The sequence below is a fragment of the Oerskovia sp. NPDC056781 genome, assembly GCF_042789955.1.
In the GTDB taxonomy this organism is placed as follows: domain Bacteria; phylum Actinomycetota; class Actinomycetes; order Actinomycetales; family Cellulomonadaceae; genus Oerskovia; species Oerskovia rustica.
Map to the genome: position 1 here is coordinate 1 of NZ_JBHUAD010000110.1, position 12,855 is coordinate 12,855.

Below are 12,855 nucleotides of genomic sequence, written 5' to 3' on the forward strand. Positions count from 1 at the left end.
GCACAAGCTGGTCGGCCGGATCGTCGACGCGTACGACCGCTTCGACCAGCGCGACGAGACCCGCCGCGGCAGCGAGCCCGAAGGCGGCCGAGAAGGGTGTCGTCGACGAGACGGTCCCTCCCTGGGCCACGGCGCCCGCCAGGAGCGCGGTCGTGACCGGTGCCGCGACGGCCGACCCGATCGTACGCAGCACCGCGTTGAGCCCCGTGGCGGCCGCGACCTCGTCGGCCGGCGAGAGCATCGTGACGAGCTGCGCGCACACCGCGAACCCGATCCCGTTGCCGAGCCCGAGGACCGTGAAGAAGACCAGGACGGCCCACAGCTCGCCGGGCCGGACGGCCAGGCCGGCTCCCGCGACGACCATGACCAGCACGGCCGTGATCGCCAACGACTTGGCTCCGAAGCGGATGCTCAGCGCCGGGGCGACACGGCCGCCCACGAACACCAGGACGGCACTGGGGAGCAGCACCAGACCGGTCTGCGTGACCGTGAGCCCTGACCCGGCGTCGGGCTGCGCCTGGAGGATCAGCGGCAGGCTCACGTAGAACACGTAGGGCACGAACCCGAGGGCGAGGGTCAGGACGCTCGTGATCACGAGCGACCGGTTGCGGAACGTGCGCACGTCGACCAGGGGCGCGGCCGACCGCAGCTCGACCACGACCAGCCCGACCAGGGCGCAGACCCCTACGAGCCCGACGCCCCAGGTCATCGGCGACGCCCACCCCCACGACCGGCCCTGGGAGACGGCGAGCAGCAGCCCGACGAGACCTCCCGCGAGCAGGAGCGTCCCCGCCCAGTCGGTGCGCGCCGCGCGACCCTCGGGGCGGATGCGCGCCGGCGGGACCCAGGCGAGGACCATCGCGAGCGAGACGAGGACCAGGGCCGCGGTCGACCAGAACAGCCAGTGCCACGAGAGCGACTCGACGATCAGACCGCCCAGGACCAGCGCGACGCCCGCCCCGACCCCGACCATCCCGGACAGCCACCCGAGGGCTGTGACCAGGCGCCGACCGTCGAGCGACCGACGCGAGATCGCGAGGGCCAGCGGGAAGGTCGCGGTGCTCACGCCCTGGACCACGCGCGCCGCGAGCAGGACGCCCAGGCTGGGCGCGAGGGCCGCGACCACGGTCGCCGCGGCGAAGACGACGAGCGTGACGACCAGGACCCGACGGTGCCCGTAGCGGTCGCCGAGCGAGCCGACGACGGGGGCGAGCACGGCCCCTGCGACGAGGAACGCCGTGAGGATCCACCCCGTCCCCTGGGGGCCCGACCCGAGGGCCTCCCCGAGCGTCGGGAGGGCAGGCACCAGGAGCGTCTGCATGAGCGAGAAGGCCAGGACCGCGGTCGACAGGGCCAGGATCGTCAGAGCCGGCCGGGCCGGCGTTCCCGAGACGCTCTCGTCGCGCCGGGTCGACGGCGTCGGCGTCGGCGTCGGCGCCGTGCTGTGAAGGGTGGCGGTGGACAGGGGGACAGGACGGGTCACGGGCACGGCTCTCGGTCGATGGCCGGCGAGCCGGCGGCGATTGATCGGAACGGAATCTCCGTTCCGTTCCAAAGTAGCATCCACGACGGCTACCGTGAAGACATGCCCCAGGACCCGACCTCGCCGCCGCTCACCGGTCGCAAGCGCGAAGCCCTTGCCAACGACCGCAACGTCCTGGTCGCGGCGCGCGAGGTCTTCTCCCTCCACGGTCCCGAGGCGACGATCGCCCAGGTGGCCGAGCGAGCAGGCGTGGGCGTCGGCAGCATCTACCGCCGTTACAGCACCAAGAGCACCCTGGTCCGCGCGCTGCACGTCGCGGCGATCGACGAGCTCGCGCAGATCGCGCGCGAGTGCGCCGAGGGCGCCGACGCCGGGGAGGGCGCCACGTCCGGGGCCGTCGAGACCTTCCTGCGGCGGCACATCCTCGAGTCGTTCGGCCCGCTCATCATCTCCTCGGGCGAGCACCCGCCCGCGACGCCCGAGGTCGACGCCGCGTCCGCCGCGCTGCACGAGGCGCTCGAGCAGGTGCTCGCGACGGACCGCGCGGCCGGCCTCGTGCCCGCCTCCCTGACCCCGGCGGACCTGATGCTGCTCATCACCCACCTGCGCCCGCCCCTCCCCCTGCCCCGCGAGCAGGCCGACGCCCTCCACCTGCGCTACCTCGGCGTGGTGCTCGCAGGGCTCGCGCAGGCCGCCGCGTCGGCGCCCTCGACGGCGGACGCCGCCGCCCCGGACTCCGCCGACCTGGCCCCCGGCCCCTCGTGGGAGGACTGGCTCGCGCTGTGGACCTCCCGCGACACCGGGACCACCGCGGGCGACTGAGCGGCCCCGTCGACGAACAGCTCGAGGCCCACCTCTCCCCCGGCCGCCGCGAGCCTCTCCGGAAGATCGGCCAGCGAGTCGACCTGCCGTGACCGCGCGTTGCGGGAGCACTGCGCCCCGCTGCTAGGGTCGACGCATGAGCTGCTCGTCGACCGTCATGATGCGCCCCACCCGGGGCCCTTCGTGATGCGCTGACGCGCTCCACCACAAGGCCTCGCCGCAGCGAGGCCTTTCGTGTGTCCGGGCCCGGTGCGGTCGAGGCGCCGCAGCACCCGTCGAGGGTGCCCGCCGTCCCGAGAGGACTCCGACCATGACCGCGCAGACCACCCCCGCACTGCCCACCTTCTACGTCACGACCGCCATCCCCTACGTCAACGGCGACCCGCACCTGGGCCACGCGCTCGAGCTCGTCCAGGCCGACGTCCTGGCCCGCCACGCGCGCCTGCGCGGACGCCCGACCCGCTTCCTCACGGGCACCGACGACCACGCGCTCAAGAACGTGACGGCGGCCCGAGCAGCGGGCCGCGAGGTCGGGCGGTTCGTCGCCGAGCACGTCGAGGACTTCCGGGCGCTGCGCCCCGCACTGTCCCTGTCCACGGACGACTTCCTGTCGACGTCGACCGACCCCCGGCACCGCCCCGGCGTCGAGGCGCTGTGGCGACGCTGCGCCGACGCCGGGGACTTCTACCGCCGCTCCTACGAGGGCCTGTACTGCACGGGCTGCGAGCAGTTCTACTCCCCCGACGAGCTCGACGCGTCGGGGCGTTGTCCCGAGCACCTGCCGCTGCCCGAGCGGGTGGTCGAGGAGAACTGGTTCTTCCGGCTGTCCCGCCACGCCGACGCGATCCGCGACGCGATCGTCTCGGGGCGCGTGCGCATCAACCCGGCCGCCAAGCGCAACGAGGTGCTCGCGTTCCTCGACGCCGGGCTCGAGGACTTCAGCGTCTCGCGCCCCACGTCCCGTTCGGACGGCTGGGGCGTCCCGGTCCCCGGGGACCCGTCCCAGGTCGTGTACGTGTGGTGGGACGCGTTGACCAACTACGTCACGGCACTGGGCTACGGCGCGGACCCCGCCGACCCGGCCGCAGCGGACGACTACCGCACCTGGTGGGCAGGCGGCGACGAGCGCGTGCACGTGATCGGCAAGGGCATCACGCGCTTCCACGCGGTCTACTGGCTCGCGCTCCTGCTCTCGGCGGGCGTGCCGCTGCCCACCACGATCCACGTGCACGACTACGTCACGGCCGGGGGCGCCAAGCTCGCCAAGTCGGCGGGCACCGCGGTGCATCCCGTCGGTCTCGTGGACGTGTACGGCACCGACGCCCTGCGGTGGTGGTTCGCGCGCGAGGTCCCGCTCCTGGGAGACGCCGAGTTCACGACCGAGCGCCTCGTCGCGCGACACGACGACGAGCTCGCCCACGGCGTGGGGAACCTGGTCAACCGCACGCTCACGCTGGTGCACCGGTTCCGCGACGGCGTCGTGCCCACGCTCCCCCACGACCGGACGACGGTCCCCGACGAGCTGAGCGCCGCCGTCGGGCAGGTGGGGACGGACGTCGACGCGGCCCTCGCGGACGCCGACCTGCGCGCCGCGACCGGGGCCGTACGGCGCATCGTCGACGCGGCCAACCGGTACGTCGACGCGGAGAAGCCGTGGGTGCTCGCGGCCCGCGAGCGCGCCGGCGACGCCGGGGCCGCCGTGCTGCTCGACCAGGTCCTCGCGCGGCTCGTCCAGGCGTGCCGGGTCGTCGCGGTCGAGCTCTCGCCGTTCGTGCCCGACGGCGCCGCGCGCCTGCGCGAGCAGCTCGGCGCCCAGGCGGACGGGCCTGACCGTGTGGGCACGCCGGTGCCGGTCTTCCCGCGCCTGGGCTGACTGCTACCGCAGCGCCGGGGCGTGCGCCTCCAGAAAGCGGAACACCTCGGTCTGGTCGACGCCCGGGAACGCCCCGACCGGCATCGCGGCGAGCATGCTCGCGTGCGGGCGGGCGCTCGGCCACGACCGGTCAGCCCAGCGCTCGGTCAGGGCCGCGGGCGGGCGACGGCAGCACGACTCGTCGGGGCAGCGCGAGACCGTGCGCTCGGTCGTCTCGCGCCCGCGGAACCACTTGACGTGCCCGAACGGCACACCGACGCTCACCGAGAACTGGCCGTCGTCGGAGTCCTGGACCCGCGAGGTGCACCAGTAGGTGCCGGTCGGGGTGTCGGTGTACTGGCTGAACGGGCTCAGCCGGTCCTCGACCGCGAAGACCGTGCGCGCGGTCCAGTTGCGGCACACGTACTGCCCCTCGACGGCCCCGAGGGGGTCCGCGGGGAAGCGCACGCCGTCGTTCTCGTACGCCTTGTGGATGATCCCCGACTCGTGGATCTTCATGAAGTGCACCCCGATCCCCAGGTGCGTCGTGGCAAGGTTCGTGAACCGGTGGGCCGCGGTCTCGTAGGACACCGAGAAGGCGTCACGCAGGTCCTCGACCGAGATCTCGCGCGCGTCCTTGGCCTCCTTGAGGAGCTTGACGGCATCACGCTCGGGCAGCAGGAGCGCGGCCGACAGGTAGTTGGCCTCGACGCGCTGACGCAGGAACTCACCGTAGTCGCGCGGTTCGTGGTGGCCCAGCACGTGCGACGCGAGCGCCTGGAGCAGGGCCGAGCGCGGGTCGCTCGACGCGCGCGTGCCCGTGCTCGGCAGGTACACGCGGTGGTGCCGGAGGTCGATGACCGAGCGCGTCGAGTGCGGCAGGTCGTGCACGTAGTGCAGCGAGAATCCCAGGTGCGTCGCCAGGTCTGCGGCCACGCGCTGCGACATGGGACCGCGGGCGTGCCCGACGCCGTCGAGCAGCTCGCGCGCGGTCGTCTCGAGCTCGGGGAAGTGGTTGTCCTGGGCGCGCATGGTCGCGCGGAGCTCGGTGTTCGCGCGACGGGCCTCCTCGGGGGTCGCGGCCCGCTCGGTGTGCAGGCGCTCGAGCTCGCGCTGGAGACCGACGATGGCCTCGAGGGCGTCGCTCGGCAGCGACTTGCCGACCCGCACCGCGCCGAGCCCGAGCGACGCGAACAGCGGTCCGCGCTGGGCACGCTCGAGCTCGATCTCGAGGGCCGCGCGGCGCGTGGGCGGCTCTGCCGAGAGCAGGTCCTCGACGCTGGCCCCGAGCGCGCGGGCGATGGCCTGGAGCTGGGAGAACTTGGGCTCGCGGCGCCCGTTCTCGATCACCGAGACCTGCGAGGGTGCCCGGCCGATCGCGGCCCCGAGCTCGTCGAGCGTCATGCCCCGCTCGGTCCGCAGGTGCCGGACGCGCCGGCCGATCGTGAGGGCGTCGGCCTCGTCCTCGACGGGCAGCGTGCCGCCCGGGGGCGCCCCGCCCGGCCGTCCGAGGAACTTCTGTGCTGACTGCGCGTCAGATGCCATGACTGAGGGTGACACACGCCACTCCTTGCGCACAACAGAAGAAGTCCACTTCTTCTGCCGAAGAAGTCCTTGTGGACCCCTTGCGCGGCGAAGGAAGGTCGTTCCACGGCCACCGCTCGTCCGGGCGGCACGCCGGAACGAGTACCACCGCACGCAACGAAGCTCTGGAGGCACCCCGTGACCACCCCGCCCATCATCAGCCGCCGCTCCGAGAACGAGTACGCCACGCCCCGGGCGTCCGCGACCTCCCGGACCGAGGACGTCACGGCCCCCGTCGCACCGTCCGGCCACACCTCCGGGCACACGCCTTCACGACCCGGCGACCAGCGGCAGACCGCTGCCGACCTCGCCCTGTCCTGGGCGACCGACCCCCGCTGGTCCGACGTGCAGCGCGACTACACGGCCGAGGACGTCATCGCCCTGCGCGGCTCGGTGCGCGAGGAGCGGACCCTGGCTCGCCGCGGCGCCGAGAAGCTGTGGGACCTCGTCCACACCGAGGAGTGGGTCGCAGCGCTCGGCGCCATGACCGGCAACCAGGCCGTGCAGCAGGTCCGCGCGGGCCTCAAGGCCATCTACCTGTCCGGCTGGCAGGTCGCCGCCGACGCCAACCTGTCCGGCCAGACCTACCCGGACCAGTCGCTGTACCCCGCGAACTCCGTTCCTGCCGTCGTGCGCCGCATCAACAACGCGCTGCTGCGCGCCGACCAGATCGAGACCGCCGAATCGCCTCTCAGCACGCCTGAGCGCGACTGGATCGCCCCGATCGTCGCCGACGCCGAGGCCGGCTTCGGCGGGCCCCTCAACGCCTACGAGCTCATGCACTCGATGATCGAGGCGGGCGCCGCGGGCGTGCACTGGGAGGACCAGCTCGCGTCCGAGAAGAAGTGCGGCCACCTGGGCGGCAAGGTCCTCGTCCCGACCGCGCAGCACATCCGCACGCTCAACGCGGCCCGCCTCGCCGCGGACGTCGCGGGCGTCCCGACCGTCATCATCGCCCGTACCGACGCGCTCGCCGCGGACCTCATCACGTCCGACGTCGACCCGCGCGACCAGGAGTTCCTCACGGGCGAGCGCACGGCCGAGGGCTTCTACCGCACACGTCCCGGCATCGACACCGTCATCTCGCGCGGCCTCGCGTACGCCCCGTACGCCGACCTCATCTGGGTCGAGACGGGCGAGCCCGACCTCGAGCTGGCCCGCCGGTTCGCCGAGGTCGTCCACGCGCAGTACCCCGACAAGAAGCTCGCGTACAACTGCTCGCCGTCGTTCAACTGGAAGAAGCACCTCGACGACGCCCAGATCGCGAGCTTCCAGAAGGAGCTCGCCGCGATGGGCTACGCGTTCCAGTTCATCACCCTGGCCGGCTTCCACGCCGTGTCCCACTCCATGTTCGAGCTCGCCCGCGGCTACAACGACCGCGCGATGAGCGCCTACGTCGAGCTCCAGGAGGCCGAGTTCGCCTCCGAGTCCGACGGCTACACGGCCACCCGCCACCAGCGGGAGGTCGGCACCGGCTACTTCGACCGCGTCGCCACGGCCCTCAACCCCGACAGCGCCACCCTCGCGCTCGCCGGGTCCACCGAGACCGCCCAGTTCCACTAAGCCCCGCCCCGCCTCGCCGAGGTGGGGGCCTCGCGTCGAGGGAGAGGGTCCGCCCTCTCCCTCGACGACTCCCCTCCGTCTCGCGGCACAGACCATCGGAGCACGCCATGCCCATCACCCTCACGACCCACTCCTCCGGCCCGACGACGTCACGCGCCTCGTCCGACCGACCCACCTCCCCCGGCCCTCGCGGAGGGCGCGACGACGACGACGCGCGGCGCGCGACGCCGTCGGGCACCCTGGACGTCACCGGGCCCCTCGGCGAGCGCTACCGCGAGATCCTGACCCCGGGCGCCCTCGACTTCCTCACCGCGCTGCACGACCGCTTCCTGGCCGCCCGCCACGGGCTGCTCATGGACCGACAGCAGCGCCGGCAGGACGTGGCCGACGGGATCGACCCCGACTTCCGCGCCGCGACCCGGCCCGTGCGCGACGACCCGTCGTGGCAGGTCGCCGGCTCGCACGGCGCCCCCGGGCTCGAGGACCGCCGTGTCGAGATCACCGGCCCGACAGACCCCAAGATGGCGATCAACGCCCTCAACTCCGGCGCCAAGGTGTGGCTCGCCGACCAGGAGGACGCGTCCTCGCCCACGTGGCGCAACGTGATCGAGGGCCAGCTCGCGCTGCACGACGCGATCCGCGGCACGCTCGCGTTCACCTCCCCCGAGGGCAAGGAGTACGCGCTGCGCTCGACCGAGCTGACCGACCTGCCGACCATCGTGTTCCGGCCCCGCGGCTGGCACCTCATCGAGAAGCACCTGCGCTACGTCGACCGCGCGGGCGTGGCGGTCTCGGCGTCGGCGTCGCTCGTGGACTTCGGGCTGTACTTCTTCCACAACGCGCGCGAGCTCGTCGAGCGCGGACGTGGACCGTACTTCTACCTGCCCAAGCTCGAGGGCTACCGCGAGGCGCGCGTCTGGAACGACGTGTTCGTGTTCGCGCAGGAGTACCTGGGCATCGAGCAGGGCACGATCCGCGCGACCGTGCTCGTCGAGACCCTGCCCGCCGCGTTCGAGATGGAGGAGATCCTGCACGAGCTGCGCGACCACTGCGCGGGACTGAACGCGGGCCGCTGGGACTACCTGTTCTCCGTGATCAAGTCGTTCCGCACCCGCGGCGACCAGTACGTCCTGCCCGACCGCTCGCAGGTGCCCATGACCGCCCCGTTCATGCGGGCGTACACCGAGCTCCTCGTCGCGACGTGCCACCGGCGCGGGGCGCACGCGATCGGCGGCATGAGCGCGTTCATCCCCGACCGCCGCCGGCCCGACGTGACCGAGAAGGCGTTCGAGCAGGTCCGCGCGGACAAGCGGCGCGAGGCCGGCGACGGGTTCGACGGCACCTGGGTCGCGCACCCCGACCTCATCCCCGCGGCGCGCGCCGAGTTCGACGCCGTCCTGGGCGACCGGCCGCACCAGGTCTCGCGCCTGCGCGACGACGTGAACGTGGGGCAGCACGAGCTGCTCGACATCGGATCGGTGCGCCGAGCCGGTGCCACCGTGACCGCGGCCGGGCTGCGGTCCAACGTCTCGGTGGGCGTGCGCTACATCGAGTCGTGGCTGCGCGGCGTGGGGGCCGCGGCGATCGACCACCTCATGGAGGACGCCGCGACGGCCGAGATCTCCCGCTCGCAGGTGTGGCAGTGGATCGCGTCCGGGACACGCACCGACAACGGCGTGCCCATCACGCGGGCGCGCGTCGAGGCGCTGCTCGCCGAGGTCGTCGACGACCTGCCGCGCGGCGAGGGCAACCGGGTCGACGACGCCGCGCACGTGTTCCGGGCCGTCGCCCTCGCCGAGGACTTCCCGACCTTCCTGACCATCGGGGCGTACTCGCAGTTCCTGGTCGGGTCGGAGGTGGACGGCCCGCGCGAGGGCTGACCACCTCTCGCGCCGGTCGGTCGGTGGGCCGGCCGACCAGCCGCCGAGAACGGGGTTGAGGCCGTCATCGAGGGGATGGCGACCTCGACCCCGTCCTCGTGTGCACGAAACCCCGTCCTCGGCGGGCCGTCACCACGCGAGCGCGTCGCGCAGCTCGTCCTCGAGCCGCGTCGACAGCGCGAGGTCGTCGCGCACCACGGCCCGTTCGGCCACGGCGCGGCGTGGGCTGCTCGTGATGATGCCGTCGACGCCGCCGCGCAGCTGGGCGCGCATCGCGGCAGGGTCGTTGACCGTCCAGACGTAGACGTCGATCCCAGCCGCACGGGCCTCGGCGCGCACGCGGGCGGAGTCGGAGGACTGCTCGATCGCCACGAAGTCGACCGGCAGGTCGCCCAGCGCCCCGCGCAGGAACGGGACGACGTGGCCGACCGCGATCTCAGGCCCGAGCGCCCGCACCTCGTCTGCCTGCTCGGGGTAGATCGACTGGACCAGGTACTCGTCGGCGACGCCCTGCGCGCGCAGGAGCGCGACGACGTCCGCGACGAACGTCGTCGTCTCGTGGCCGTGGGCCTTGAGCTCGACCAGGAGCGGCACGTCGAGCTCGCGGGCCCGCTCGACGAACTCCTCGAGCGACGGGATCGTCGCCTCGAACCCGCCCTGGCGGATCGTGGTCGCGGTCAGCTCGTCGAGCGTCATGGTGTGCACGGCGCGGTCGGAGCCCGCGAGCCGGCGCAGGGTCAGGTCGTGGAAGACGACGAGCCCACCGTCCGCGGCCTGGAGCACGTCGAGCTCGACGTAGTCCGCGCCGAGCGCCGCGGCTGACTCGAGCGACGCGATCGAGTTCTCGACGCCGCCGCCCGGGTCGCCACGGTGCGCGATCACCACGCCGGGCTCCTCGCGCGCGAGCGTGGTCATGGCTCGGGTGTTGGCCGCCGTGACGGCGAGGAGCACCAGCACGGCAGCCAGCCCGACGGCGGCACGCACCGCGCGCGGTCGGTCCGCCCGGCCGCGGAACAGGCCGAGGAGCACGTGCCGTCCCGGTGCGGCCGCCTCGTGCCCGGGCACCGACCCGGGCGAGGTCGTGGCGCCCGCGGGAGCGACGACGTCGGGCAGCGGCGCCCCGCCCCCCGCCGCGACCGCGACCACGACCTGCGTCAGGACCGCCGTGACGAACCCCGCGAGCACGAACCCGACCACCTCCACGACCGTGAGCGTCGCCCCCGCGACGACGGACGCGAGGCCCGGGGCGTGCAGGTCCGCGACCCGCGTGGGGACCAGCGCGAGCGTCACGACCCCCGCGGCGACGACGAGCACCGCGAGACCCACGCCCGCGAACACGCCGAGGAGGCGCGGCCACGACCGCCGGGTCGCGCGCCAGCTCAGGGCCATGGCCCCCGCGACGGACGCGTCGGAGGTCAGCAGGATCGCGAGCGTCAGCACCAGGCGCAGGTTGAGGAACAGGACTCCCGCGAGGAACGCGAGGTAGACGTACAGGCCGCCGTCGAACTTGAGGAGCTCACCGACGACGAAGTCCGGGATCGCGATCCCCCGCACGAGGAACGCCGCCATCCCGAACCCGCCCACCGGGACGAGCACGAAGAAGTACCCGACGAACAGCACGAGCTGGGGGCCGAGGAGCCGACGGCTCGCACGGGCGAGGTCGAGCGCGACCCCGCGCAACGACACCGGCTCCCCCACCCGCACGCGCGCGCCGATCGCGAGGAACGCCCCCTGCTGGACGAGCACCACGACCGAGGCCACCAGAGCCAGGAGGACGAGCAGCAGCACCGCGCCCGGGCTCGACAGGACCCGCACCGCGTCGAGGTGCGTGAACGCGGGGACGCCGGCGACCGCGAGCGCCCGGTCGAACAGCCACGCCATGAGCGGGACGACGACCAGGCCCGTGACGCCCTGGAGGAGCACGACGGTCAGGAGGTAGGTCGGCAGGTGCGTGCGGACCGTGCGGGCCGCGGGGAGCAGCAGACCGGCCCTCGCCCCGTCGTCGAGGGGGCGCGCGGCGGGTCGGGCGGCGGAGGGCACGACCGCAGCCTACGGGCGTGGCGCTCGGTGCCGTCGGGCGCGAGGGCCCCGGGGGCGCGGCGGGTGAGACTTCACCCGGCCGCCGGATACGTGATGCGGGTGGTCGGGAGGCCCTCCTCGGAACCGCCCGGCGCCACGTCCTGCGCCCGGACGCCGGCGCGGCCGCCCTCCCCCAGTCCGACGACGAGCTCGGTCACGAACGTGAGCACGATCAGCGGCAGCATCAGGGGCAGCGTGACGAGGCCGATCCCGGCCGCGCCGAGCACGCTGCCCGACGCGGCGGGCACCCAGCGCACGCGCTCGGAGCCACCCGGGGTCGGGCGCGACTCGACCCCGTTCCAAAGAGCCAGGGTGAGCAGCACGCCGAGCGCGGCGGCGGCCACGACGAGGACTCCCACGAGCCACGGGCCGCCCCCTCCGTCCGTACCTGCGCCGGCGACCCGCAGGCCGAGCGCGACGACCCCGGCGACCACCGCGAGCAGGAACGCGACCACGACCGGCAGGCTCCCGAAGATCCGGACCGCCGCCCACATGAGCCACCGCCGGACAGGGCCCGTGCCGGTCTCGCGCAGGGTTCCCCGGAAGAGACGGTCGGCGTCGCGGCGCGCGGCCCGCCTGCTGCTCGCGGGCCGGTCGGAGTCCGCGACCGCCCGCGAGGTCGCGTCGTGCAGGATCGCCGGGAGCGTCTGGCGTCCGTAGCTCGCGACCACTCCCCACAGCGGCATGGGGACCGACGCAAGGTCGGTCACGAGGCCCGTCGGGACGGTCTGCTCGACCGATCCCCGGTGCCACACCGGCCCGGACGGGTCATGCTCGTCGGCGGGACGAGACGTGTACCCGAACGGGGTCAGCACCTCGAACAAGACCTTCCACCGCCCCGCGACGGGCAGCTGACGCAGGTCGACCGTCGCGGCGGGCACCCAGCGGTCCGGGTCACCTGGCAGCGGCGCGACGAAGGGCACGACGACCGCCTCAGCCGACCGGGGCGGGGGCGGGGGCGTCCGCGGTCCGGTCCGGCACGGTGGCCGCGGTTGCCGCCGGCGCGGCAGACCCGTGGGACCCGTCCGGGACCACCGTCGCCTCGTTCGTCACGCCGTACGGCACCAGGACGCTCGCGACCTCGCGCGCCACCGGGTCGAGGTGCCCGCGCTGGTCGTCGAAGAAGATGTGCGGACGCAGGACGCGCAGCACACGCCCCTTGTCGGCGCCGCCCATGAAGAACGCGTCGTTGACCGTCACGCCCCACGAGCGCAGCGTGTTCACGGCCCGCTCGTGCGAGGGCGCGCTGCGCGCCGTGACGATCGAGACGCGCACCCGGGGCCGGTACGTCGGGTCCTCGACCACCCGCTCCTCCTCGCGGCGCTGGATCGTGCTCAGCGCCCGCAGGAACGGCAGGATCGGCCCCGCGTGGTGCTCGGTGACCTTGCGCGCGCTCTCGTACCGGTGGAACTGCTCGAGCCCGTCCGACTGGAAGATGCGCTCGGCGCTGTCGTCGGCGAGCACGCCGTCGAAGTCGAAGGCCACGCGCAGCTCGGCGTCAGCCGCGTCGTCGGGCGCCGGCTGTGCCCCGCCCGGGGCGCTGGGCACACCGGGCGTGGGCTCCGCCGTCGGGCCGGCTGCGGCGAGGTGCC

At 73.8% G+C, this 12,855-nt stretch carries 9 protein-coding genes; 4 read left to right on the forward strand and 5 right to left on the reverse strand.

Going from position 1 to position 12,855, the window contains the following annotated elements:
- Positions 1-1,483 (reverse strand): MFS transporter (locus ACFRCR_RS10980; RefSeq protein WP_377677490.1); only part of this gene is annotated, 1,483 nt, incomplete at its 3' end.
- Positions 1,484-1,585: 102 nt separating this feature from the next.
- On the opposite strand from ACFRCR_RS10980, the gene ACFRCR_RS10985 reads away from it, so the two are divergent.
- Together ACFRCR_RS10985 and ACFRCR_RS10990 are read left to right on the forward strand one after the other, a co-directional pair.
- Positions 1,586-2,305 (forward strand): TetR/AcrR family transcriptional regulator, encoded by a 720-nt coding sequence (locus ACFRCR_RS10985; protein ID WP_377677492.1) that lies wholly within the window; start codon positions 1,586-1,588, stop codon positions 2,303-2,305.
- A gap of 310 nt (positions 2,306-2,615) precedes the next feature.
- Positions 2,616-4,178 carry a methionine--tRNA ligase gene (locus ACFRCR_RS10990; RefSeq protein ID WP_377677494.1) on the forward strand — a complete coding sequence of 521 codons (1,563 nt, stop codon included), beginning with the start codon at positions 2,616-2,618 and terminating at the stop codon, positions 4,176-4,178.
- A 3-nt stretch (positions 4,179-4,181) separates the two neighbouring features.
- Here the strand turns inward: ACFRCR_RS10990 and ACFRCR_RS10995 are convergent, their stop codons facing one another.
- Positions 4,182-5,702 (reverse strand): helix-turn-helix domain-containing protein, encoded by a 1,521-nt coding sequence (locus tag ACFRCR_RS10995; RefSeq protein WP_377677496.1) that lies wholly within the window; start codon positions 5,700-5,702, stop codon positions 4,182-4,184.
- Positions 5,703-5,879: 177 nt separating this feature from the next.
- Between ACFRCR_RS10995 and aceA the strand changes: the two genes are divergently transcribed.
- Positions 5,880-7,304, forward strand: coding sequence for an isocitrate lyase (gene aceA / locus ACFRCR_RS11000; protein ID WP_377677498.1), 1,425 nt, complete (start codon positions 5,880-5,882; stop codon positions 7,302-7,304).
- Between the two features lie 107 nt (positions 7,305-7,411).
- Positions 7,412-9,184 (forward strand): malate synthase A, encoded by a 1,773-nt coding sequence (gene aceB, locus ACFRCR_RS11005; RefSeq protein WP_377677500.1) that lies wholly within the window; start codon positions 7,412-7,414, stop codon positions 9,182-9,184.
- Between the two features lie 129 nt (positions 9,185-9,313).
- On the opposite strand, the gene ACFRCR_RS11010 is transcribed toward aceB, so the two are convergent.
- The 3 genes from ACFRCR_RS11010 to ACFRCR_RS11020 form a co-directional block, all read right to left on the reverse strand.
- Complete coding sequence (locus ACFRCR_RS11010; RefSeq protein ID WP_377677501.1) at positions 9,314-11,224, reverse strand: glycerophosphoryl diester phosphodiesterase membrane domain-containing protein; 1,911 nt, start codon at positions 11,222-11,224, stop codon at positions 9,314-9,316.
- Positions 11,225-11,295: 71 nt separating this feature from the next.
- Complete coding sequence (locus tag ACFRCR_RS11015) at positions 11,296-12,186, reverse strand: DUF1353 domain-containing protein (protein WP_377677502.1); 891 nt, start codon at positions 12,184-12,186, stop codon at positions 11,296-11,298.
- 10 nt (positions 12,187-12,196) lie between these two features.
- Positions 12,197-12,855, reverse strand: a 659-nt coding sequence (locus ACFRCR_RS11020; protein WP_377677503.1) for a 5'-nucleotidase, incomplete at its 5' end; no start/stop codon positions are given.